21 protein-coding genes are annotated in these 23,780 nt (G+C 69.7%); 11 read left to right on the top strand and 10 right to left on the bottom strand.

The window, feature by feature from the left end; genetic code table 11:
• Positions 1-7: 7 nt before the first annotated feature.
• Genes FK530_RS08825 through betT form a run of 3 tightly spaced genes read right to left on the bottom strand, consistent with a single transcriptional unit; the run spans position 8 to position 5,246 of the window.
• Entirely contained in the window at positions 8-1,576 is a 1,569-nt protein-coding gene (locus FK530_RS08825; RefSeq protein ID WP_146486640.1) for a GMC family oxidoreductase, read from the bottom strand.
• A complete protein-coding gene (locus FK530_RS08820; RefSeq protein ID WP_146486639.1) occupies positions 1,573-3,090 on the bottom strand; it encodes an aldehyde dehydrogenase family protein in 1,518 nt (505 codons plus the stop codon). The genes FK530_RS08825 and FK530_RS08820 overlap by 4 nt, the downstream gene beginning before the upstream one ends.
• Entirely contained in the window at positions 3,087-5,246 is a 2,160-nt protein-coding gene (betT, locus tag FK530_RS08815; RefSeq protein ID WP_146486638.1) for a choline BCCT transporter BetT, read from the bottom strand. The genes FK530_RS08820 and betT overlap by 4 nt, the downstream gene beginning before the upstream one ends.
• A gap of 72 nt (positions 5,247-5,318) precedes the next feature.
• Between betT and FK530_RS08810 the strand changes: the two genes are divergently transcribed.
• The 4 genes from FK530_RS08810 (at position 5,319) to FK530_RS08795 (ending at position 9,484) form a co-directional block, all read left to right on the top strand.
• Positions 5,319-5,954, top strand: coding sequence for a GNAT family N-acetyltransferase (locus FK530_RS08810; protein WP_146486637.1), 636 nt, complete (start codon positions 5,319-5,321; stop codon positions 5,952-5,954).
• Between the two features lie 48 nt (positions 5,955-6,002).
• Complete coding sequence (lepA, locus tag FK530_RS08805) at positions 6,003-7,871, top strand: translation elongation factor 4 (protein WP_146486636.1); 1,869 nt, start codon at positions 6,003-6,005, stop codon at positions 7,869-7,871.
• Between the two features lie 9 nt (positions 7,872-7,880).
• Complete coding sequence (locus tag FK530_RS08800; RefSeq protein ID WP_146486635.1) at positions 7,881-8,810, top strand: cation diffusion facilitator family transporter; 930 nt, start codon at positions 7,881-7,883, stop codon at positions 8,808-8,810.
• 278 nt (positions 8,811-9,088) lie between these two features.
• The gene (locus FK530_RS08795) at positions 9,089-9,484 is read left to right on the top strand and encodes a hypothetical protein (RefSeq protein ID WP_146486634.1); all 396 of its coding nucleotides are present in this window, start codon (positions 9,089-9,091) and stop codon (positions 9,482-9,484) included.
• 57 nt (positions 9,485-9,541) lie between these two features.
• Here the strand turns inward: FK530_RS08795 and FK530_RS26645 are convergent, their stop codons facing one another.
• Both FK530_RS26645 and FK530_RS08785 read right to left on the bottom strand, forming a co-directional pair.
• Positions 9,542-10,012 carry a hypothetical protein gene (locus tag FK530_RS26645; protein ID WP_231706552.1) on the bottom strand — a complete coding sequence of 157 codons (471 nt, stop codon included), beginning with the start codon at positions 10,010-10,012 and terminating at the stop codon, positions 9,542-9,544.
• Positions 10,013-10,049: 37 nt separating this feature from the next.
• Positions 10,050-11,168: a winged helix DNA-binding domain-containing protein gene (locus FK530_RS08785; protein ID WP_146486633.1), complete on the bottom strand. Its 1,119-nt coding sequence runs from the start codon at positions 11,166-11,168 to the stop codon at positions 10,050-10,052.
• On the opposite strand from FK530_RS08785, the gene FK530_RS08780 reads away from it, so the two are divergent.
• A complete protein-coding gene (locus tag FK530_RS08780; RefSeq protein WP_191834060.1) occupies positions 11,167-12,171 on the top strand; it encodes an NAD(P)H-dependent flavin oxidoreductase in 1,005 nt (334 codons plus the stop codon). The two genes, FK530_RS08785 and FK530_RS08780, sit on opposite strands and share 2 nt — an antisense overlap.
• Positions 12,171-12,824, top strand: a complete 654-nt coding sequence (locus tag FK530_RS08775; RefSeq protein WP_146486631.1) for a pentapeptide repeat-containing protein — start codon at positions 12,171-12,173, stop codon at positions 12,822-12,824. Before FK530_RS08780 ends, FK530_RS08775 begins: the two co-directional genes overlap by 1 nt.
• Before the next feature lie 4 nt (positions 12,825-12,828).
• On the opposite strand, the gene FK530_RS08770 is transcribed toward FK530_RS08775, so the two are convergent.
• Complete coding sequence (locus FK530_RS08770) at positions 12,829-13,044, bottom strand: hypothetical protein (RefSeq protein ID WP_146486630.1); 216 nt, start codon at positions 13,042-13,044, stop codon at positions 12,829-12,831.
• Between the two features lie 121 nt (positions 13,045-13,165).
• Entirely contained in the window at positions 13,166-13,558 is a 393-nt protein-coding gene (locus FK530_RS08765) for a hypothetical protein (RefSeq protein ID WP_146486629.1), read from the bottom strand.
• A gap of 117 nt (positions 13,559-13,675) precedes the next feature.
• Here FK530_RS08765 and FK530_RS08760 point away from each other — a divergent pair, with 117 nt between their 5' ends.
• Positions 13,676-15,712 carry a M3 family metallopeptidase gene (locus FK530_RS08760; protein WP_146486628.1) on the top strand — a complete coding sequence of 679 codons (2,037 nt, stop codon included), beginning with the start codon at positions 13,676-13,678 and terminating at the stop codon, positions 15,710-15,712.
• A 2-nt stretch (positions 15,713-15,714) separates the two neighbouring features.
• Positions 15,715-16,089: an inorganic diphosphatase gene (locus FK530_RS08755; RefSeq protein ID WP_146486627.1), complete on the top strand. Its 375-nt coding sequence runs from the start codon at positions 15,715-15,717 to the stop codon at positions 16,087-16,089.
• Between the two features lie 9 nt (positions 16,090-16,098).
• Here FK530_RS08755 and FK530_RS25810 read toward each other — a convergent pair whose 3' ends face one another.
• From FK530_RS25810 to FK530_RS08745, 3 genes are all read right to left on the bottom strand, one after another.
• Positions 16,099-16,251: a hypothetical protein gene (locus FK530_RS25810; protein ID WP_158645058.1), complete on the bottom strand. Its 153-nt coding sequence runs from the start codon at positions 16,249-16,251 to the stop codon at positions 16,099-16,101.
• Positions 16,252-16,355: 104 nt separating this feature from the next.
• Positions 16,356-19,406 (bottom strand): alpha-mannosidase, encoded by a 3,051-nt coding sequence (locus tag FK530_RS08750; protein WP_146486626.1) that lies wholly within the window; start codon positions 19,404-19,406, stop codon positions 16,356-16,358.
• A 17-nt stretch (positions 19,407-19,423) separates the two neighbouring features.
• Positions 19,424-21,403, bottom strand: coding sequence for a glycoside hydrolase family 15 protein (locus FK530_RS08745; RefSeq protein WP_146486625.1), 1,980 nt, complete (start codon positions 21,401-21,403; stop codon positions 19,424-19,426).
• 58 nt (positions 21,404-21,461) lie between these two features.
• Between FK530_RS08745 and FK530_RS08740 the strand changes: the two genes are divergently transcribed.
• The 3 genes from FK530_RS08740 to cysT all read left to right on the top strand — a co-directional run bounded on the left by FK530_RS08740 (position 21,462) and on the right by cysT (position 23,743).
• Positions 21,462-21,698 carry a hypothetical protein gene (locus FK530_RS08740; RefSeq protein ID WP_146486624.1) on the top strand — a complete coding sequence of 79 codons (237 nt, stop codon included), beginning with the start codon at positions 21,462-21,464 and terminating at the stop codon, positions 21,696-21,698.
• Positions 21,699-21,854: 156 nt separating this feature from the next.
• The gene (locus tag FK530_RS08735) at positions 21,855-22,949 is read left to right on the top strand and encodes a sulfate ABC transporter substrate-binding protein (protein ID WP_146486623.1); all 1,095 of its coding nucleotides are present in this window, start codon (positions 21,855-21,857) and stop codon (positions 22,947-22,949) included.
• Positions 22,949-23,743 carry a sulfate ABC transporter permease subunit CysT gene (cysT, locus tag FK530_RS08730; RefSeq protein WP_146486622.1) on the top strand — a complete coding sequence of 265 codons (795 nt, stop codon included), beginning with the start codon at positions 22,949-22,951 and terminating at the stop codon, positions 23,741-23,743. Before FK530_RS08735 ends, cysT begins: the two co-directional genes overlap by 1 nt.
• The last annotated feature ends 37 nt before the right edge of the window (positions 23,744-23,780 follow it).

The following is a 23,780-nucleotide window of genomic DNA, read 5'->3' as shown; positions in this document are numbered from 1 at the left end:
GGGACGGTCAGCGGCTCGCGGTCACCAGTTCGGCGCAGCGCTCGCCCACGAGCATCACGGTGATGTTCGGGTTCACCGTGGTGTGCTCGGGGAAGACGGAGGCGTCCGCCACCCGCAGTCCCGCGGTGCCCTTGACCCGCAGTTCCGGGTCCAGCGGCGACATCGGGTCGTCGACGGCGCCCATCCGCACCGTGCCCGCCGGGTGGTAGACGGTGTTGTGCGTGCGTCGGATGTAGTCGGCCAGTTCGGCGTCGGTCTGCGCCCCGGGGCCGGGGTAGAGCTCCCGCTCGATCCAGTCCTTCAGCGGGCCCGCCTCCGCGATCTCGCGCGCCTTCCGGATCCCGGCGATCATGACCTTGAGGTCGTGTCCCTCGGGATCGGTGAAGTACCGCGGATCGACCTTGGGCTTGTCCCGGAAATCGCGGGTCCGCAGCCGGACGGTGCCGCGCGAGCGCGCGTGCGTGACGTTCGGCGTGAGGCAGAAGGTGTTCTCCGCGGTGGGGTAGCCCTGCCGCACCGTGTGCATGTCGAAGGGCACGCTGCCGTAGTGCATCATCAGGTCCGGCCGGTCCAGGCCGTACTCAGTGGGGGTGAAGATCCCGATCTCCCACCACTGCGTGGATTCGCGCACCATCGGCCGCGAGGTCTCGAAGCCGATCACGCCCTCCGGGTGATCCTGCAGGTGCGCGCCCACACCCGGCGAGTCGACGAGGACGTCGATGCCGGTCTCCCGCAGGTGATCCGCGGGCCCGATCCCCGAGAGCATCAGCAGCTTCGGCGAGTCGATCGCGCCCGCGCTCACGATCACCTCGCGGCGCGCCTCGACGAAGGTGGTGCGCCCGAAGGCGTTGTCCGTGATGTCCACGCCGGTGGCACGCGGCAGATCGCCGGAGGTGTCGAAGACGACGCGCTTGGCCCACGCGCCGGTACGGATGGTCAGGTTCTCCCGGTCCAGGATCGGGTGCAGGTAGCTCACCGACGAGGAGGACCGCGTCCCGTCGGCGCGACGGTTGATCTGGAAGAAGTTGGCGCCGTTGGTGACCGTGGTCCCGGAGTTGAACTCCGCGCGGGGGATGCCGACCTCCTCGCAGGCGTCGAGCAGCGCGACGCCGCACGGATCGTTCGGCGGCACGGTCATGATGTGCACCGGTCCGGATCGCCCGTGGTGGTCGCCGGGGGCGTCGTTGCTCTCGATCGTCGGGTACAGGCGGTACACCGAATCCGCGCCCCAGCCGGTGGCGCCGTGATCGTGCTCCCACGAGTCCAGGTCCTCGCGGGGCGCCCAGAAGGCGATGCAGCTGTTGTGGGAACTACAGCCGCCCAACACCTTCGCGCGGGCGTGCCGCATGAAGGAGTTGCCGTTCTCCTGCGGCTCGATGGGGTAGTCCCAGTCGTAACCGGATTCGAGCAGCTCCATCCAGCGGTCCAGTTGCAGGATCGCGTCGTCGCCCACGTCGGACGGTCCGGCCTCCAGCAGGCAGACCGTCACCGCCGGGTCCTCGGAGAGGCGGGCGGCGACGGCCGCCCCGGCGGAACCGGCGCCCACCACCACGTAATCGAAGGTCTCGCTGCTCACTTCTCGTCCTTCCGCTCGGCGAACCACCCGGTGACGGACGGCCGCAGGTTCTCGTAGACGTGCTTGGCCTCGAGGTATTCGCCGAGGCCCGTGGGCCCGAGCTCACGCCCGATGCCCGAGGCGCCGAAACCACCCCACTCGGCTTGGGGGAGGTACGGCCCGAAGTCGTTGATCCAGACGGTGCCGTGCCGCAGCCGCCGCGCCACGCGCTTGGCGCGGCCGCCGTCCGCCGACCACACAGCGCCCGCCAGCCCGTACTCCGTGTCGTTGGCGATCGACACGGCCTCGTCCTCCGTGGTGAAGGTCTCGACGGTGACGGTCGGCCCGAAGGCCTCGTCGTGCACGCAGGCCATCGACGGATCGCAGCGGTCCAGCACCGTCGGGAGGTAGAAGTAGCCGGCGTCGAGCGCGCCGGACCCCTGATCGCCCGTGGCGAAGGCGCCGCCCGTGCGGACGATCGCGCCGTCCTCGCGCGCCTTCTCGACGTAGGCGTGCACCTTGTCCCGGTGCGCCGCGGAGATCAGCGGCCCCGTTTCCGTGCCCTCGGCGTAGGGGAGACCCTGGCGGATCCCCTCGGCGCGGCGCACCAGCTCGTCGACGAAGACGTCGTGCACCGACTCCTCGATCACGAGCCGCGCACCCGCCGAGCACACCTGTCCGGAGTGCAGGAAGGCGGCGTTGAGGGCGTTGTCGACGGCCGCGGCCAGGCCCTCCGGCGTGGCGCAGCTGTCGGCGAAGATCACGTTGGGGTTCTTGCCGCCCAGCTCGAGTGCGACCTTCTTGACGGTGCCGGCGGCGTTCGCGGCGATGATCCGGCCGGTCACCAGTCCGCCGGTGAAGGACACGAGATCCACGTCCGGATGGGTGGAGAGCGGCGCGCCCGCCTGCGCACCCGCGCCGAGCACGAGGTTGGCGACGCCCGCGGGCAGGCCGACCTCCTGGAGCACCTTCATCAGCAGGATCGAGGTGTGCGGCGTCAGCTCGGAGGGTTTGAGCACGAAGGTGTCTCCGGCGGCCAGCGCCGGCGCGACCTTCCACGCCGCCTGCAACAGGGGGTAGTTCCAGGGAGTGATCATCCCGCACACGCCCACGGGCTCGTACACGATCTGCGAGGCGACGTCCGCCGACCCGGCGTCGACGATACGGCCGCTCTCCTGACCGGCGAGCTTGCCGAAGTAGCGGAAGCAGGCGGCGATGTCGGCCATGTCGAGCTCCGACTCGTACAGGCGCTTGCCGGTGTCGAGCGTCTCCGCGCGGGCGAACTCGTCGCGGCGGCGGTCGAGGGCGTCGGCGACGGCGAGCAGTAGATCGCCGCGCTCGGCGGCGGGGATGTGCGGCCACGGGCCGGTGTCGAAGGCGCGGCGGGCCGCGGCGATCGCGGCCTCGGTGTCGGCCGGGGTCGCCTCGTCGACGATGCCGACCTCGGTGCCGTCGGCGGGGCAGACGATCGTGCGGGTTCCGCCGCTCTCGCTGTGGCGCCAGGCGCCGTCGATGAACAGGGTGGGTTCGGTCATGCGGGTGTCCCTTCGGGTTCTGCGGACGCTTCAGGGTCGGGATCGGTTCGGGTGTCGGTGGATTCGTCGTGGCCGTCGTGGTGGTCGGATGCGGCGCGCCGCAGGTGCAGGTAACCGAGGTGCCGCTCGTACTGGTCGAGGATGTCGCCGATGATCTGCTCGCGGGTGTAGCCGTTGAGCGTGTACCCCTGGGAGCCCTCGGCGAGGTAGACCTCGCAGCGGAAGTAGCGGTCGTCGGATCGCTGCGCGAGGATCGCGTAGCTCGGTGCGGGGGCGGAGACGGGCCACACGCAGTACTCGAAGTGCGGCTCGCCGGCCAGGTCGACGGTGAGCGTGGGGGAGGGCAGCGACTCGCTGCGCCCCGACTCGTCGATCGAGGCCGACACCCCTTCGGACGCGAACTCCGCGGCCACGTCCCGCATCGCGGGACCGACGGTGTTCTCCAGGAACTTCAGCGTGGCGTTGCGGCTCGGGTAGTGGACCGTCGCCAGCAGCCGCCTGCGCCAACTGCCCGGCTCGCTGCTGCCGCGGCCCGCGGCCAGGGACTTCGGCAGCGCCGTGCGGTAGCTGTCCAGCTTGTACGACTCGGTGTGCAGAGCGCGCAGCAGCGAGAGTCCCACCAGGGCGAGCACGAACGAGAAGGGCAGGCCCATGATGATCGTCGCCTTCTGCAGCGTCACGATCGATCCGTCGTTGCCCGCGAACAGCATGGCAAGGGTCAGCAGACCGATCGCGAAGGACCAGAAGATGCGGGTGCTGCGGGCGCAGTCCGCCATCGGATCGTCGAGTTTCGACGTGAAGTTGCCCATCACCAGCGAGCCGGAGTCGGCGCTCGTGACGTAGAACAGCAGGCCGGTGATGGTCGCGACGGCGAGCAGCAAGGGGGCGCCGGGGTACGTCTCGAGCAGCGAGTAGAAGCCCACCTCAGGGGTCGACGCGGTCGCCTCGGCGAAGGTCTTGTCGCCGCGCGCGACCTCGAGGGCGCTGTTCCCGAAGATCGAGATCCACACGAGGATGAAGCTGAACGGCACGACGAGCACGCCGAAGACGAACTGGCGCAACGTGCGGCCGCGCGAGATGCGGGCGAGGAACAGGCCCACGAAAGGTGCCCACGCCACCCACCACGCCCAGAAGAACAACGTCCAGGAGTCGAGCCAGCCGCGTGGATCGTTCCCCGCGGTCTCCGGATTGATCTGGCCCCACGCGAAGGTGTCCATCGTGCGGTCGAGGAAGGTCGAGAGGTAGTCGCCCGTGTTCTGGACCAGTCCGTTGAGCAGGAAGTCGGTGCGGCCCGCCACCAGGATGTAGACGAGCAACAGGATCGCCAGGATCACGTTGAGCTCGCTGAGCCGCCGGATGCCCTTGTCGACACCGGAGGTCGCCGAGATCGTCGCGACGATCACGGACAGCACGATGAGACCGATCTGCGCGGCTTTGCCCTGTGGCACGCCGAACAGCTCGTGCAGTCCGTAGTTGAGCTGGACGATGCCGATGCCCAGCGACGTGGCGATGCCGAAGATGGTGCCGAGCACGGCGGCCACGTCGACGGCGTCGCCGAGCCGGCCGTGCACGCGCTTGCCCAGGATCGGGTAGAGCGCTGCACGGATCGTCAGCGGAAGGTTGTGGCGGAAGGCGAAGTAGGCGAGCGCTCCGCCCATCAGTGCGTACATCGCCCAGCCGGTGACGCCGTAGTGGAAGACCGTCCAGGTGACGGCCTCGCGCGCGGCGTGATTGTTCTCGCCGGAGCCGACCGGGGGATTGAGGTAGTGGCTCACGGGTTCGGCCACGGAGAAGAACATCAGGTCGATGCCGATGCCCGCCGCGAACAGCATCGACGTCCAGGTGAACAGGCTGTACTCGGGCCGGGACTCCTCGGGGCCGAGGCGGTAGGTGCCGTAGCGGCTCAAGCCGATGAAGACCACGACGCCGACGATCACCGTCGCGAGGAGGAAGTACCACCATCCGAACCAGGTGGTGATGAAGGTGACGACGCCGCTGATCACACTCTCCGCGGTTCCGGGAGAGGCGAGCGCCCAGAGGGCGAAGGCCACGACCGAGCCTGCGGCGGCGATGAAGACTCGGCGGTTCAAGGAGCTCGTCGGTGTCGGTGTCGTCTCTGCTGGTTTCGATGTTCGTGAGGATTCAGAATCACTCATGTCGTTCGACGTTACCGTGGACGCCATGAAACCGGACGAGGACGGTCATTCCCCGGATGGGGCGCGACGGCCGTGATCCGCACCTACCGGGCCTCCGACGCGGAGGCTCTGCGTGCCCTCTTCATCCGAGCGGGGGAGGGCTCCCCGTCGGGGGACCTGTGGCGCCACCCGGAGTCCGAACGAGCCGTCTACCTCGATCCCTACATCGAGCACTGCCCGGAATCGCTGTTCGTCGCCGAGACGGACGGGGCCCTCGTCGGCTACCTCACGGGCTGCCCGCCGGGCGCCGCCCTGCCGTCGGAGGACGATCGCCTGATCGGCGCGCTCCGCAGCCCGGCCGTGCTGCTGCGGCCGGCGACCGCCCGCTTCTTCGGGCGCGCGGCGCTCGACATGGCGACGGTGTGCCGCCGCGAGCCGTCGGCCTCGGGAGAACTGCACGACGACCGTTGGCCCGCGCACCTGCACATCGACGTCGCGCCGGAGGCGCGCGGCACGGGCGCGGCGGACGGGCTCATGGAGGCCTGGATGGGCGCCCTGGACGGGGCCGGTTGCCATCTCCAGACGCTGGTCGAGAACCCGCGCGCGATCCGGTTCTTCGAGCGTCACGGGTTCGTCCCGTACGGCCCGAGCCCGACGGTGCCGGGCGTCCGATACCGCGGCGCGCGGGTCCACCAGCTCACCATGGTGCGCCCGTTCGCTGCGGCATGAGAAACTGAAAGGTGACGTGTGCCGGGAACCCGGCCAGCCGCCCGAGGAGTGAGACCGATTCCCAGCTTCGCCGACACCACCTTCACGGATCCCGCCCGGATCCGTAACTTCTGCATCATCGCGCACATCGACCACGGCAAGTCGACCCTGGCCGACCGGATGCTGCAGCTCACGGGTGTGGTCGAGGAGCGCGCCATGCGGGCGCAGTACCTCGATCGCATGGACATCGAGCGCGAGCGCGGCATCACCATCAAGGCGCAGAACGTCCGGTTGCCGTGGACAGTGACCGCCGAGGACGGGACGAAGGACGAGTACGTCCTCCACCTCATCGACACCCCCGGGCACGTGGACTTCACCTACGAGGTCTCGCGCGCGCTGGAGGCCTGCGAGGGTGCTGTGTTGCTCGTGGACGCCGCGCAGGGCATCGAGGCGCAGACCCTCGCGAACCTGTACCTGGCGATGGACAAGGACTTGGAGATCATTCCGGTCCTCAACAAGATCGACCTGCCGGCTGCCGATCCGGACCGGTACGCCGAGGAGATCGCGCACATCATCGGCTGCGAGCCCGACGATGTGCTGCGCGTCTCGGGCAAGACCGGCGAGGGTGTCGGTGCTCTTCTCGACCGCGTGATCGAGCGCGTGCCCGCCCCCGTCGGCGACGCCGACGCCCCGGCCCGCGCGATGATCTTCGACTCGGTCTACGACACCTACCGCGGCGTCGTCACCTACATCCGCGTGGTCGACGGCAAGATCGTCCCGCGCGAGAAGATCAAGATGATGTCGACGGGCGCGACCCACGAGCTGCTCGAGGTGGGCATCGTCTCGCCGGAGCCGAAGGCCACGAAGGGCCTCGGTGTGGGCGAGGTGGGCTATCTCATCACCGGCGTGAAGGACGTGCGTCAGTCGAAGGTCGGCGACACCGTGACGAGTGCGCGCAATGGCGCGGAGGAGGCCCTCACGGGGTACCAGGAGCCGCGGCCGATGGTGTACTCCGGCCTGTATCCCGTCGATGGCTCGGACTACCCGGCCCTGCGCGAGGCACTCGACAAACTGCAGCTCAACGACGCGGCACTCACCTACGAGCCGGAGACCTCGGTCGCGCTGGGCTTCGGCTTCCGCTGCGGCTTCCTCGGGCTCCTGCACATGGAGATCACCCGGGAGCGGCTGCAGCGCGAGTTCGGCCTCGATCTGATCTCCACCTCGCCGAACGTGGTCTACCGCGTCGTCGGCGAGGACGGCAAGGAGCAGATCGTCACCAACCCGTCCGACTGGCCCGACGGCAAACTGCGCGAGACCTACGAACCGATCACCAAGACCACGATCATCGCGCCCAGCGAGTTCGTCGGCACGATCATGGAGCTGTGCCAGGCGCGACGGGGCGAGCTCGGCGGCATGGACTACCTGTCCGAGAGCCGCGTGGAGCTGCGCTACACGTTGCCGATGGCCGAGATCATCTTTGACTTCTTCGACTCGCTGAAGTCCCGCACCCGCGGCTACGCCTCGCTCGACTACGAGGAGTCGGGCGAACAGCAGTCCGACCTGGTCAAAGTGGACATCCTGCTGCAGGGTGAGGCCGTCGACGCCTTCAGTGCGATCGTGCACCGGGACGGCGCGCAGGCGTACGGCAACAAGATGACGGTCAAGCTCAAGGAGCTCATCCCGCGCCAGCAGTTCGAGGTGCCGGTGCAGGCCGCGATCGGTTCCAAGATCATCGCCCGTGAGAACATCCGCGCCATCCGCAAGGACGTCCTCGCTAAGTGCTACGGCGGCGACATCAGCCGTAAGCGCAAACTGCTGGAGAAGCAGAAGGAGGGCAAGAAGCGCATGAAGACGATCGGCCGGGTCGACGTGCCGCAGGAGGCCTTCGTCGCCGCGCTGTCGTCGGACGCCGCGTCGGACAAGCCCAAGGGCAAGTAGGGAACGGTCATGGGCGGTGGTCATGATCACGGGCCGACGGCCCCGTTGCGCCCGGACCTCTCGAAGTACGCGCTCGTCGCCATCGCGGCCGGTGTGGTCACGATCGGCCTCAAGGTCGTCGCCTGGCTGCTGACCGGCTCGGTGGGCCTGCTCTCCGACGCCGCCGAGTCCTCGGTGAACCTGGTCGCCGCGGTGGCGGCGTACATCGCGCTGCGGGTGGTCGCGCGGCCCGCGGACAGCGGCCACAACTTCGGGCACACCAAGGCCGAGTACTTCTCCGCTGTCCTCGAGGGCGTGATGATCGTGGTCGCCGCCGGGGTCATCATCGTCTCCGCGGTGAATCGCCTGTTCAACCCGCAGGAACTGGAGCAGGTCGGGCTGGGCCTCGCGATCTCCGTGCTCGCGACGGCCATCAACGGTGCCGTCGGCGTCTACCTCCTGCGGGTCGGGCGGGAGCACCGTTCCCTCGCCCTGCAGGCAGACGGCAAACACCTCCTCACCGACGTGTGGACGACGGTCGGCGTGATCGCCGGCGTCCTCCTTGTCGCGCTGACGGGCTGGCTGCCGTTGGATCCGCTCATCGCGATCGCCGTGGCGATCAACATCCTGATCGTGGGTGTGCGACTGGTGCTGCGGTCCGGAGCCGGGCTCATGGATGCGGCTATGCCCGACGAGGACCTCGCACGGATCGAGGAGGTGCTGGACCGGCATCGCGTCCAGGGCGTCGAGTTCCACGACCTGCGGACCCGGGAGTCCGGGCACGAGCGGTTCGTGCAGATGCACATGCTCGTCCCCGGTGACTGGACCGTCGACCACGCGCACGACCTCTCCGAGCAGGTGGAGCAGGAGCTCGCGGAGCGGTTCGCGGATCTGCGGACCACGATCCACACCGAGCCGCTGGGCGATCCCCGCGCCTATGAGGACTGGCGACTCAACTAGCGCGAGCTATCATCCCGTGCGAATCGTGGGAAACTTCAGGCACTTCCGCACCTCTGTGGAACGAATCGCTGGCCTGGTGGGCGGCGAGGTCGCGGGTCTGTTGCACGGAAGTGGCGGAAGGATAACGGGATTCGTGCTGAACGAATCCGAATCGTGATGTGGCCGCCGTAACAGTGGGCCCAGCCGTACCGACAAGACAGACAGCGCCACCTCGGCGCTCGCGGTCGAAAATGCGCCGCGTCCGAAGAAGTTCGATCGGGGAACAGGGGAATCGAATCATGAGGAAATTCGCATTGGCGGCCGTCTCGGCCGCGATCGTCGGCGCCTCGTCGCTGGTCACCGCACCGTCCGCGAGCGCGTTCGTACCCATCGTGGATCTGCAGGTCACGGGAGGGATCTCGTGCGGAGGGCCGTTGCCGGGGCGCGCGGAGACCAACTCGCAGACCGACCACGGCTACGTCCGTAACAACGGCAACGTGCCCGCCGTCAACGTCTGGTTGGGCTTCGGCGGAGGCGGGGGCCAGGGACGTGCGACGCTGGCGCCCGGCCAGGGCTTCGCCACCACCCGTACCGTGCCGACCTGGGGCTGTCCCTTCCGGTCGACGTGGGTGCACACCGCGACCAGCAGCTTCGACATCAATTACAGCAACAACTACTTCGTCGCACGCAACTGATCTGCGTCGGGTCGCGCACCGTGGGGCCCGATCCCGGCATCGCGGTGCGCGGCTACGTCATTCGGCGTAGTAGAAGGTGCAGGAGGGTGTGGGGTCCACCTTGAAGCTGATGAGGAGCGACCCCATCATGATGGTGCAGGTGAGGATCTCCGCGCCCGCATCGGCCGAGACGCTGCTCGACACCTGATCGCGGGCTTCGAAGGTGCGCTCCCAGGGCAGCGTCGCGGCCGTCTCGACCTGCTCCGGTCCGCCGTTGATGCGGTACCGGATGGTCACGGGTGCGGCCGAACCCGTCACCCGCATGACCGCTGACCCCACCACGCGCCCGCCTCCAGCGGGTGCGTCGGCGGGAGCACTGCTCGTCGCCGCGGTACCGCTCGTTGCCGGTGCTTCCGCTGTGGTGGGTGCTGTCGACGCGGTCGTCGTCGCGCTCGCCGGGAGGGCCGTGCCGCCCGTGGTCGTGGTGCATCCGGCGAGGAGGAGGCAGGCCACTGCGAGCGGCGCCGTCCGTGCTGCGATCGTCTTCACGATCGCAGCGTATCGGGTGATGCGGCAGGTCGGAGGGTTATGCGAGGGTGGCGTCGGTGCCGAGGAACCCGCCGTACTCGCGGACGGGTGCGGCGAGGCGGTGTCTGGCCGCTGCCGTGATCCTCGTGAAGGGCTCTACGGTGACGGTCACCGACTTCGTTGTGGCACGCCTGCTCCAGACGCCCACGATCTCACCGTCGATCACCACCATCGGCTTGAAGACACCGTTGCGTCCGGGGACGATTCGGCTGAGGTGCGACTCGTCGAGCTGCGGTGCGCGGGAGCCGTATCCGATGATGTACTCGTCGAAGCCCGGGAGCATGAGGGGGCGTGCCAGTGCCTCATCGATCTGTGCGTCCGTCAGGTCGACGGTGCCGGGCGCGACCAGGTACCGGGTCCCCGCCAGGGTCACCCACTCGACGGTGCCGCCCGCGGCCTCGATGCCCTCGTCGACCGCGCCCATCGGGAGGTAGGCCCACTTCCCGATGTCCTGACGGGTCACGGGTCCGCGGGAGCCGACGAATCGGGAGACCGCCTCGCCCAGGGCGTGTTCGGGGTCTCGGCGGTCGTGGATCCAGTCGTCGGCGAGGGCGAAGACGTCGGTCTTCGGTACGGGGTCGGCGAAGACGATGGCCATGAGCTCGGTGAGGTCGCGCAGAATGTTCCCGGTCTGCGAATTGTCCAGCGGTAGGCCCGCGTCGGCGCACGCCGCGACGAGTTCGGGTCTGGTGCGCGAGACGCCGCCGGCGAGCTCCGCGCGGATGATCCGCTCGGCGTCCGCCATCATCGTCTCGGTGATTCCCAACTGCGGGCGGCGCTTCGCGGCCTCCGATCGCGAGCGGACGGTGAGCGCGGCGCTCAGCCAGTGCAAGTCCTCGGGCGCGGTGATCTGCAGGGTGCCCCGCGCGGGACGGTTCCGGGTGATGCGCCGCTGGGCGAGGTCGTCGAGCACGGTCGCGTCGTCGGGACGGTCGGACGCGCGGAGCGAGAGGGCGAACCGAGCGGCGGCCCCGTCCTGCGCCTGGATCGCGAGCATGCCCCGTGCCGCGTCCGGCGCGGAACGCCACTTCCGGACCCCCGGGACGAGTCCCTGCGCCCGGAGTCGGAGTGCGCGGATGCGGCGGATCTCGGGATCGACGGATGCGGTGGTGCCCATGGCGGAATCCTGCCACGGGCGTAGCCTCGTCGGTGTGTGGAACACCTGGCTGACGCGCTCCCTGGACATCGATCTGCCGATCCTCGGCGCCCCCATGGGCGGCCGCGCCGGCGGTGAACTCGCAGGGCAGGTCACGGCCGCCGGCGGATTGGGAATGATCGGCGCCGCACGGTACGCGACTCCCGAGTGGATCGACGAGCAACTGCGGGTCATCCGCGCCGCCGCGGGCGAGTCCGCGCCACTCGCGTTCGGGTTGCAGACCTGGTCGCTCGCCGAGAGCCCCGAACTGCTCGACTCGGTGCTCGCGGAGGCGCCGAAGCTCGTGTCGCTCTCCTTCGGTGACCCCGCTCCGTTCGTGCAGCGGTGCAAGGATGCCGGGGCCGTGGTGATCTCCCAGATCAACTCCGTCGACGATCTGCGCGAGGTGGAGGCCGCCGGTGTCGACGCCGTGGTCGCCCAGGGCGGTGAGGCGGGCGGCCACACCGGCCGGATCGCCACCCTGCCGCTACTGCAGGAGGTGCTGCGGGCCACGGAGCTCCCCGTCCTCGCGGCGGGTGGCATCGGTACCGGTGCGGGTCTCGCGGCCGTCCTCGCCGCGGGTGCCCAGGGTGCGCTGATCGGCACGGCGCTCCTCGCCTCGCCCGAGACCGTGGGACCCGACTACGCGATCCCGGCGCTGCTCAAGGCGCGTAGCGCCGACACCGTGTACACCGACGTCTTCGACAAGGCTCGCCATCAGCCGTGGCCGACACGGTGGTTCGGCCGGGCGCTCACCAACGACTTCACCGCGCGGTGGCACGACGGCGACGGTGCCGTCCCCTCGTCCGGAACGGAGGAGGCGGTCAGCGCCGCGTACGACGGAACGATGCCCGAGGTCGGGGTGGTGTACGCGGGTCAGGCCGCGGGCCTGGTCGACGCGGTGCGTCCCGCCCGCGAGGTGGTCGAGAGCATCGCCGCGGACGCGGAAGCGCGACTCCGCGCCGTCGCGGGGGTCCTGGACTGATGGCCGGTCTCGCCGCGCCGAAGATCGCGCCGCTGCGGTTGGCGGATCTCGAGGAGGGCGACGCCGACGAGCTGACGCCGGACAGCACCGAGGACCGGCGCCGGTTCGCCGGGCCGACGGTCAAGGGACGCGACCTGAGCGGTATCACCTTCAGCGAGTGCGAACTCGCCGGGTGGGAGGTCCGCGACGCGATCTTCACCGAGTCGGCGTTCCTCGAGACGCGGATCGCGGGACTGTTCGCCACGGGTTTCCGGGCCTCGCGGTCGACGTTCCGCCAGGTCGAGGTCGACGACGCCCGGATCGGCGCCGTCGAGCTCATGGAGTCGAAACTACGGTCCGTGGTCTTCACCGACGTCCGGCTGGGCTTCGTGAACCTGCGGGGAGCCGGCCTGACCGACGTGGTCTTCCGGGGTTGCATGCTCGACGGGATCGACGCCGCCGACGCGGCCCTGACGCGCGTCGCCTTCGAGGACTGCACGGCGGGCGAGATCGACGTCTCGCGGGCGAAGCTGCAGCACGTCGACCTGCGTGGGCTGCAGGTCGAGCGGATCCGTGGCGTCGAGGGCATCGCCGGCGCCACCATGTCGCACCTGCAGGTGGTCGGCCTCGCGGAGGTCTTCGCCGCCCACCTGGGCATCAGCGTCACCGACTGAGCGATCACCAGATCGGTGCGGTGAGCCATGCGCCGACCTTCCACCCGACCACGGTGAAGGCGAAACCGACGAACGGCCAGCCGATGGTGGTCCTCCCGTCGTCGAGCGCTCGGCCGTAGCCGACGAGCGCGATCAGCCCGCCAAGCCCCGCGCCGCCGACGACGATGGCGATACCGACCCCGGGGGCCACCCCGTCGACGTGCAGTCGCTCCCGGCGCACGGGTCGGACGCCATGGCGAACCCGAGCGAGGCCCACAGGATCGCGAAGAAGTCCGCGACGCCCAGGACGCCGAGGAGAAGCCCTCCGATAATCGGATCGATGACCGGCCGGTCGTGCCGGTTCACAGTGCCATCGCCGCGTCGGCCATGCTGACGGTGACGAGCGTGCAGAGCGCGACGAGACCGATTCCCGCCAGCGGCCAGTAGAACCAGTACCGGTTCCGGCGTGCCTGGATGCCAGTGGCGACGGCGGTGGCGACGACGATCGCGGTCACCCCTGCCCACTGCGTGGCTATAGCGCGTCCCGCGGCATCGGCGGCGGCGCACGGCCCGTCGATGGGACAGCCATCGGCAGCCATCGCGTAGAGGCAGGCGAAGGTCGCTGTGCAGAAGGCCGCACTGAGCAGGATGATCCACAGCGCGACGCCGGCGGCGGTGTCCGCGGTCGCCGAGCGTTCCCGGCGCGGCGCGGGTTCCGTCGTGAACAGTGTCGGAAGGGCAATCGGATCGCTCATGGGATCCAGCTTCGCCGGGCGGCGACCGCGGGGTATCCGTGGAACTATTCAGATCCCGCCCGCAATCTCCCCGTCTTCGCCCTGAGGTGGAGCAGGCGGGGGCGGTAGGTTCGAGAGGTGACCGTCGACGCCGTTCTCGCCCCCAGCGCCCTGCCCTTCGCCCTGCCCGACTTCGCCGCGTTCGCGGACGTGGACTACGAGCAGGCGTTCGCCGAGGGATTCGCCCGGCACCGTCGGGACATCGCGGCGATCGCCGAGAGTCCCGAACCCGCCACGTTCGCGAACACGATCGAGGCGATGGAACGCGCGGGACAGGAGCTGGGGCGCGTGGCCGCGGTGTTCTTCTCGATGACCTCCACCGACCGGACCGACGCGCTGGAGGCGGCGCAGGCGGCGATCTCGCCGCGCTGGTCGGCGCACTTCGACGCGATCCTCATGGACGCGGCGTTGTTCGCCCGCATCGACGAGCTGCACAGCCGGCGCACCGAACTCGGCCTCGACGCCGAGCAGCTGCGTCTCGTCGAGCGCTACCACCTGCGCTTCACCCGCGCGGGCGCCGGGCTGGCCGCCGACGCGCAGGACCGCCTCCGCGCGATCAACACCGAGCTCGCCGAGCTCACCACCGAGTTCTCCCGGCGCACCCTCGCCGAGACCAACGCCTCGGCGGTCCACTTCGCGACCGAAGCAGAGATCGACGGCCTCGATGCGGATACCGTCGCCGCCGCCCGCGCGGCCGCACGGGACGCGGGACGGGACGGCTACCTGCTCGCGCTGGGCTACCCGCTGAACCAGCCCACCATCGCCCGCCTGACCGACCGGGAGTCGCGTCGCAAGGTCTTCGAGGCATCGTCGGAACGGAACACGCGCGGGGACGAGAACGACACCCGCGAACTGATCGCCCGCGTCGCGGCTCTACGCGCCGAAAGGGCCGCGCTCTTCGGGTACCCGCATCACGCCGCGTACCAGATCGCCGATCAGACCGCGGGCACCGCCGAGGCGGCCCTCGGCATGCTGCGCGATCTCGCCGTCCCGGCCGCGCGCAACGCCGCCGCTGAGCGCGCCGAACTGGAAGAACTGGCCGGCCACCCGATGGAGGCCTGGGACTGGCCCTTCTACGCCCGCCTCGCCGAACAGCGTGCGCAGGCGGGGGAGGACACCGACGAGGGGCCGCAGCTCAGCGACTTCCTCGCGCTGGACACGGTCATCGAGCAGGGTGTCTTCGAGGCCGCCGCCCGCATGTACGGGCTCCGCTTCACCGAACGCACCGACCTCGCCCTGCACCACGCGGATGCGCGGGCGTGGCAGGTCACCGGGCCGGACGGTGCGCCGCTCGGCCTGTTCATCGGGGACTACTTCGCCCGGCCGAGCAAGCGGGGCGGTGCCTGGATGACGAGCTTCGTGGACCAGTCGCGCTTGCTCGACGCGCGGCCCGTGATCATCAACGTGTGCAACTTCGTTCGGCCGCCCACGGGACGGCCTGCGTTGCTCACCCGGGACGAGGTCACCACCGTCTTCCACGAGTTCGGGCACGCGCTGCACGGCCTGCTCTCGGACGTGACCTACCCGTACTTCTCGGGGACCAGCGTGCCGCGCGACTTCGTCGAGTTCCCGTCCCAGTTCAACGAGATGTTCGCCGCCTGGCCCACGATCCTCGACGGCTACGCCCGGCACCACGAGACGGGGGAGCCGCTGCCGGAGGGGCTGCGCCGGTCCGTCCTCGAGCCCGGTACACGGGGTGAGGGATTCAGCACCGTCGAGTACCTGGCGGCGGCCGTGATCGACCTGGCCTGGCACACGATCGAGCCGGGCACCGTGGTCGCCGACGTGGAAGCCTTCGAGGCCGCCGCGCTCGCGGATGCGGGCTTGGACGTGGCCGGGGTGCCGCCGCGGTACCGCGGTCCCTTCTTCAACCACATCTTCTCGGGCGGGTACAGCGCCGGGTACTACAGCTACATCTGGTCCGAAGTGCTCGACGCCGACGCCTCCGCCTGGTTCACCGCGCACGACGGGCCGACGCGCGAGAACGGCGAGAAGCTGCGCGCCGCAGTGCTCTCCCGCGGTGGCAGTGTGGACGCCTCGCAGGCCTACCGCGACTTCCGCGGCGCCGATCCCGACATCGAGCCGCTGCTGGAGCGGCGGGGGCTGACGGCGTAGCCATGCGGGACACTGCCTCCGATCGGTACTTCCTCGCCCTCGACGAGATCGTGCGCGGATCCGAGGTGGTGATCGACCGCCCGCGTGGTTCGGCGCACCCTCGATATCCCGAAGTGGTCTATCCGCTCGACTACGGCTATCTCGCCGCAACCATCGGTGGAGACGGCGACGGGATCGACGTCTTCGTCGGATCCGCCACCGGCGCGGGCGTGGTGGCGGTCGCGCTGACTTCGGATCCGCGCAAGCGCGACACCGAGATCAAGGTGCTGATCGACTGCGGTCCCGATGAGGTCGAGCACGTCCGACACTTCCTGCGGGACGTGCTGGACCTCGGCGGTCACATCGTGTCGCGTGGCGCCGACGACGCGGGGGTGTGACCGCGCAGGTCAGGAAACGATGACGCCGCGGTGGTCGGTGCGGGCGTCCCGGTCCGCCGCGGCGCGGTGGATGTCGCGGGCGCGGAAGTCCAGGCCGTTCCGGTCGTTCGTCAGCCAGATGAGAAAGACGATGAACGTGATCAATGCCAGCACGGTGAGCATCTCGACCTCCTGAGCTCGAAGAATCTCGATTGATAGGAATGATCTTTCAAACTATCACTCGAGCTCGGATGAATCGAGATCATCTCGGGGTGATGCTGGCCACGTCAACGACGGAAGCGCAGGGTGACGATCTGGAAGGGGCGCAGCGTGAGTCGCGTCTCACCGACCGGCTCGGGTTCGGCGACGGGGCGTTCCAACAGGTCGGTGCGGACCACGGAGCGGTGCTCGAAATCGCCGTGCACCGTCGTACTCGCGCGGGTGCCGCGGGACTCGTAGAGGCGCACGACGACGTCGCCGCTGCCGTCCTCCGCGAGCTTGACCGCTTCGACGATCACGCCGGGGTGGTCCACGCTCACCAGGGGAGCGACGGACCCAGCGGGTCCCATCGCCGTGCGCGGCGCGAGGTTCCGGCGATACCCCTCCTCGACCGCGTCGCTGATCGTCGCTCCCGGTCGCACCGAGACGGCGAGGCGATGGAATCCCTGATCGGTCTCCGGGTCGGGGTAGCGCGGCGCACGGAGAAGTGACAATCGCACGACGGTGCCGGAATCACTCGAGCGGCGCGCGATGTCGTGGCCGTACGTGGAGTCGTTGGCGACGGCGACGCCGTAGTCGGGCTCGCCGACGTGGACCCAGCGATGCGCGCAGATCTCGAACTTCGCGGCGTCCCAGGACGTGTTCGCGTGCGTCGGCCGGAAGACATGGCCGAACTGGGTCTCCGCGGCGCTGCGGTCGGCATGCACGTCGAACGGGAAGGCCAGCTTGAGCAGCTTCTGCCTCTCGTGCCAATCGATCTCGGTGACGATGTCGACGGCGGGGGAGCCGGCGAGTAGGCCGATCCGTTGTGTGATCGCCGAATCGCCGAAGCTGCGACGGACCACCACGGCGTCGCCCTCCACGGACACGGAATCCGCGTCGACCAGATCGGTCACGTCGCGGCGGTAGAACGAGTCGATGTCCCACGCCTCCCAGTGATTCGGGATGTCGCGGTGCAATTGGAGCAGGTTGCCGGGTCCCGCGAGCGCCTCCCGCCCGGAGGCGGCGTCGATCAGCGAGACGAGGAGACCCCGCGCGTCGACGAGAACGGAGACGATGCCGTTGTCGAGTCGGAATCCGCTGTCCTCGACGACCGGGGAGACCGCCGGGGCGGGCTCGATCACGGCGGCGCCCAGCGGCGGCACACCGTCCCGGGCGTGCGGCGCGGCGTTGAACACCAGCCGTCGGTCGCCGGAGTCCGCGAGCGACCGCTGACCGCCGGCGATCGCTGCGTCCGCGGTTCGCGCGACCGTGGCGCTCCCGGCCACCAGCGCTTCGAGCGCGGTGCCGATGATCGACTCCAGTCGCCGGGCGACCGCCGCGTAGTTCCGCTCCGCGTCCCTGTGCACCCACGCGATGGAGCTGCCGGGAAGGATGTCGTGGAACTGCTGGAGCAGCACCAGATGCCAGATCTCCTCGAGTTCCTCCGCCGGATAGGCGGAACCGGCTCGCACGGCAGCCGTCGCGGCCCACAACTCCGCCTCGCGCAGAAGGTGCTCGCTGCGGCGGTTGCCCTGCTTGGTGTTCGCCTGTGATGTGTAGGTGCCACGGTGGAACTCCAGATACAGCTCTCCCACCCACCGCGCGGGATGACGCAGCTCCGCGGAGGCGGCGTCGAAGAATTCCCGGGGTGAGCCGATCTCGACGGTCGGGGAGCCGTCCAGCGAGGACGTACGCGCGGCGGCCGCGAGCATCTCGCGGGTGGGGCCGCCGCCACCGTCGCCCCAGCCGAACGGGACGAGCGACCGGGTGCCGTGGCCCTGCTCCCGGTAGTTCTTCTGCGCCCGCGCGAGATCCGCGCCGGACAGGTCCGAGTTGTACTTGTCGACGGGCGGGAAGTGCGTGAACAGAGCGGTGCCGTCGATGCCCTCCCACAGGAAGGACGAGTGCGGCATCCGGTTGGTCTGGTTCCACGACAGCTTCTGCGTGAGGAAGTACTGCGATCCCGCGGCGGCCACGATCTGCGGCATCGCCGCGGAGTAGCCGAAGGAGTCCGGCAGCCACGCCTCCGCCGTATCGATCCCGAACTCGTGCAGGAAGAAGCGCTTGCCCGCGACGAACTGCCGGGCCATCGCCTCGCCGCCGGGCATGTTGGTGTCGGCCTCGACCCACATCCCGCCCACCGGGATGAACTGCCCGGCCGCCACTTTGTCCTTGATCCGGCCGAAGAGCGCGGGGTAGCGGTCACGCACCCAGGCGAACTGCTGTGCGGACGAACAGGCGAACCGGAACGACGGGTCGCGGTCCATGAGGTTCACGACGTTCGCGAAGGTCCGCGCGCACTTGCGGGCCGTCTCGCGCACGGGCCACAGCCACGCGGAATCGATGTGCGCGTGGCCGACCGCGGTGATCCGGTGCGCCGATGCGGCGGCGGGCGTGGCGAGTGCCGGCGCCAGGGCCTCCCGTCCGGCGGCGGCGGTGCCGGCGACGTCGTGCGGATCCACCGCGTCGAGCATCCGCTCCAGCGCGCGCAGCACCTCGTGCCTCCGCGGCAGGTCGAAGGGCAGCTCGTGCATGAGGCCGTTGAGCGTCCAGACGTCCTGCTGCAGCTCCCACACCGTCAGATCGCGGAGCGCCAGGTCGAGGGTTCCCAGCCGGTACAGCGGACCGTCGCCCGCAGTCTCCCGGTCGCCCAGGTGGGTGGGGGAGACGAAATCGCCGCCGAGGTCGGGGTTCGCGGCGGCCTCGATGTACAGGTCCAGCGGCTCGCCGGGTTCGAGTGGGACGGAGGCGTTGAAGGGGGAGATCCCCTTCACGACGGTGCCGTCCGCCCGGTAGACGAGGCCCTCGGCGTTGAACCCGGGGCCGCCGGTGAAGCCGAGTTCCACACGGAGTTCCAGGGCGTGGAGGGCGCCGTCGGGCTCGACGAGCCGGGACCAATCCCCCGGAACGGACCCCGTCACGTGCAGCCACAGCGTGGACCACGGCGGGCCCCACGGCGTGCCGGGCTCGATCGGCGTGAAGTCCTGCGCCACCGCCTCCGCGAACGGGACCGGCTCGCCCGGTGCCGCCCACGCGGTCACCGTGACCGGTGCCGAGTGCGAGTACACCGCGCCGTTCAGGAACTCCCGCGTGAACCTGTCGAGCCGCTCTTCGGTCAGTCGCCGGTCGTCGTGCATGACTGCACGTTACGGCCTCAGGGCGTGTGATGTGCGGGGAGGAACGCGGAGGCGTCGTGCCCCGATTCCTCCGCGCGGATCACGTGCACCACCGCATTGATCAGTGCCAGGTGGGTGAACGCCTGCGGGAAGTTGCCGAGGTGCTTGCCCGACTTGGGATCGATCTCCTCCGCGTACAGCTTGAGCGGCGACGAGTAGGCCAGCAGCCGCTCGCACAGCGCTCGCGCACGGGTCACCTCGCCGATCTCGACCAGGGCCGAGACCAGCCAGAACGAGCAGATCGTGAACGTACCCTCCTCGCCGGAGAGCCCGTCGTCGGTCTCCTCCACGCGGTAGCGCAGCACGAGGCCGTCCTCGGTGAGTTCGTCCGCGATGGCGAGCACCGTCGCGCGGACGCGCGGGTCGTCGGACGGGAGGAACCGCAGCAGCGGCACGAGCAGCAGGGAGGCGTCGAGGGCGGGCGAGCCGTAACGCTGGGTGAAGACGCCGCGCTCGTCGACGCCGTTCTCCAGGATGTCGGCCTTGATCACCTCGGCCTTCTCCGCCCACTCACGGGCGTAGTCGTCCTCGCCGTGCATCGCGGCCAGCTTCGCCCCCCGGTCCAGTGCGACCCAGCACATGACCTTCGAGCTGGTGAAGTGCTGCGGCTCGCCGCGCACCTCCCAGATCCCGCGATCGGGCTCGCGCCAGTGCTTGAGCGCCTCCTCGACCTGTTCCTTGAGGACCGGCCACAGCGTCTCGGGGATCCGCTCGGACGACTTGGTGTTCAGGTACACCGAGTCCAGCATCGTGCCCCAGATGTCGTGCTGGCGCTGGTCGAAGGCCCCGTTCCCGATCCGGACGGGCCGCGCACCGTCGTACCCCGACAGGTGCCCGAGCTCCTCCTCGATGAGTGTGCGCTCCCCACCGACCCCGTACATGACCTGCAGCGGATGGCGCTCGCCGTTGTTCGCGCCGGAGACGTCGGCGATGAAGGAGAAGAAGTCCTCGGCCTCCCGGTCGAGGCCGAGTGTGTACAGGCCCCACAGCGCGAACGTGGAGTCGCGCACCCAGGCGTACCGGTAGTCCCAGTTTCGCACCCCGCCCGGCGTCTCCGGGAGCGAGGTGGTGGAGGCGGCGAGCAGCGCGCCCGTGGGGGAGTACGTCAGGCCCTTGAGGGTGAGTGCCGAGCGCTGCAGGTAGGTGCGCCACGGGTGGTCCGGGAACTGCCCGCGGTTGATCCACTGCCGCCAGGACTCCGCGGTCGCCCACATCTTCTGCGTGGCCTCGGGGTAGGTCTGCGGCACGGGGTGCTTGCTCCACGACAGGGCGACGAAGACCTCGTCGCCCTCCTTGAGCCGGGTGTGCGCGCGGGCCTCGCGGCCTTCCAGCCCCAGCCGCATGTTGGTCGTGAGTTTGAGCTCCGGGTTCGTGCCGAAGTCCGTCCGGGCCTGCGCGACGGCCTCGCCGTAGCCGTCGGCGGAGTACGTCCACTCGGCACCGGCCCGGTTGTAGTCGAAAGCCGGCTCACAGTTGAGCTGCAGTTCGACGGTGCCGGACACGCATCGAGCCGTGCGGAGCAGGATGTGCTCCGCGTCCCAATCGGTGGGGGTCCGGCGGTGCGTGCGGGACCGGGTGCTCGTGTCGTGCCACGGTCCCATCACGAGGGCGTCGCGCACGATCAGCCAGCCCGTGGAGGTCTGCCACGTGGTCTCGAGCATGAGGCTGCCGGGCAGGTACCGCCGGTCGACGGGGACCTTCACCCCGTACGGCCCGAGCCGGAACGAGCCGGCGCCGCGGTCCAGGATCGCCCCGAAGACACTGGGGGAGTCCGGCCGGGGGATGCACATCCATTCCACGCTGCCGTCCCGCGCGATCAGACACGTGTTCTCGCAGTCCGAGAGGAAGGCGTAATCGTGGATGGGCGGGAAGACGCCATCGCCGACCGACGGGGTGTCGGTGATGAGGGCGTCGGAGCCGGGCGCATCGGAGGTCGGGCTGTCGTTCTTCGATGACATGCACTCCATGATGAGGCACGGCGACGGGTTCGCGCACGGCGGTCGCTAGGCTGGGCGGGTGCATGCGATCGCGCAGTGGTGGGACTCGGTGGAGCTATGGCTCACCGGTCTGCCCTACGTACTGCAGGTCAGCCTCGTGATGGTTGTACTCGCAGTGATCGCAATGCTGGTGGTGCGCGTCCTCAGCGCCCTCATCGATCGCGTCGCCGACGCGCTGGACGCTCGCCTCGAGCGGTCCGGTCGTGCGGACGGCGCAGGTCAGCGTGCCGGAGAAGGGAATGACGAGAGTGTCTGAGACGGGCCGTGGATGGCGGGCGCTGGTACCGAAATCGAAGGTGACGCTCGCGTTGATCGCGCTGCTGGTGCTCCTCGTCATCGCGTGGGCCGTGTTGCGCTGACCGCGCTTCGTAGGATTCTCGCCTGACCGAAGCCCCGAGGAGAACGGCGAGACGTGATCCGACCCAGCCACCGCGGCCGTGCTGTGAGCATCATCGCGGTCGCCCTGACCGTGTTGCTCGCGGCATGCGGGGGCGGCTCCACCGACGACCCGCACGGCGTCGACATCTCCAGCGGCGACAAGCGGGTGAACCTGGTCGCCTTCGCAGCCCCCAAGCCCGCCTTCGACGTGGCCATCCCGCTCTTCCGCGAGAGCAACCCGGACGTGGGCTTCTCGCAGTCGTACGGCGCCTCGGGCGACCAGTCCCGCAAGGTCGCGCGGCACGTCCCGGCCGACGTGGTGAACATGTCCGTCGCGCCGGACGTGACCCGCATCGTCAAGGCCGGCCTCATCGACAAGGACTGGGAGAAGGCGTACCCGCGGAAGTCGGTGCCGTTCACCTCGCTCGTCGCCGTCGTGGTCCGCCCCGGTAATCCCAAGGGCATCCACGACTGGGCCGACCTGCTCAAGCCCGGCGTGGAAGTGGTGACGCCGAACCCGGCCAGCTCCGGCTCGGCGAAGTGGAACCTGCTCGCGCCCTACGCGGCGCTGTCGAACGGCGGCAAGGAGCCCGAGAAGGGGCTGGCCTTCGTCAAGGAACTCATCCGCGACCACACGACGGTGAGCCCCGGCTCCGGCCGCGACGCCACCTCCGCCTTCGAGTCGGGGCAGGGCGACGTGCTGCTCAGCTACGAGAGCGAGGCCGTGCTGCTGCAACGGCAGAGCCGGAAGGACGGCAAGCCCACACCCGAGTACTTCATCCCGCCGCAGTCCTTCCGGATCGACCTACCGGTGGCGGTCGTGAACACCGCGCAGTCGCCCGACGCCGCGAAGCGCTTCGTCGGCTTCCTGTTCTCGCCCGAGGCGCAGCGCGCCATCCCGCGGTCGGGCTTCCGGGCCGGCGACCCGGCGATCGCCGCCGAGACCGCGCCGTTGTTCCCCGCGCAGCCGCAGCGGCTGTGGACCGTCGATGAGCTCGGCGCCGTGCTCGGCAAGGGCACCGCTGCGAAGAACAACGGCAAGGACCTCACCGGCTGGCCGGCGGTCGACGCGGCACTGTTCGGCGACAAGGGTGCCATCGCCGCGGCGTACAAGAACGGCGGCAAGTGATGCGGCGGCTCGTCAACCCGCTGCGGATCGGCGTCGCGTGGCTGTGGATCTCGCTGATCGTGCTGCTGCCGATCGCGGCCATCACCACTCGCGCCTTCGACAACGGCTGGTCGGGCTTCTGGGACGCCCTCACCGCGAAGAACGCCGTCTCCACGCTGGTCATCACGGTGTGGGTCTCGCTGCTCGTGACGCTGATCAACGTGGTCATGGGCACCGTCATCGCCTGGGTGCTGGTGCGCGACGACTTCCCCGGTAAGGGGATCGTCAACGCGCTCATCGACCTGCCCTTCGCGTTGCCCACCATCGTCGCGTCGATCGTGCTGCTCTCGCTGTACGGGCCTGACAGCCCCATCGGCCTGACGCTCAACGCGACGCAGCCGGCCATCGTCATCGCGCTGGCCTTCGTGACCCTGCCTTTCGTGGTGCGACAGGTGCAGCCGGTGCTCATCGAGCTCGACCGTGAGGTCGAGGAGGCCGCGGCCTCGCTCGGCGCGCCCAATCGGGTGATCGCGGCGAAGATCGTGATCCCGACCCTGCTCCCCGCCATTCTGTCCGGCGCCGGCCTCGCCTTCACCCGCGCGATCGGCGAGTTCGGCTCGGTGGTCCTGGTCGGCGGCAACATCCCCGGGCAGACGCAGGTCGCCTCGCAGTACATCCAACAGCAACTGGAGGTCGACAACCAGGTCGCCGCCTCCGCCGTCTCGGTGGCGCTGCTGGCCATCGCCTTCGTGCTGCTGGCCGTGATGCGCTTCGTCGGGGGCAGGACCGCCAAGCGGGAGGAGAACAGCGAATGACCGGCGACACGAGCGCCTCCCGCCGCGAGCCCGGCGA

The sequence above is a fragment of the Tsukamurella conjunctivitidis genome (assembly GCF_007858475.1).
Taxonomy (GTDB): Bacteria; Actinomycetota; Actinomycetes; order Mycobacteriales; family Mycobacteriaceae; genus Tsukamurella; species Tsukamurella conjunctivitidis.
The sequence above is the reverse complement of the archived record's forward strand: the minus strand, read 5'-3'. Positions and strand labels throughout refer to the sequence as shown.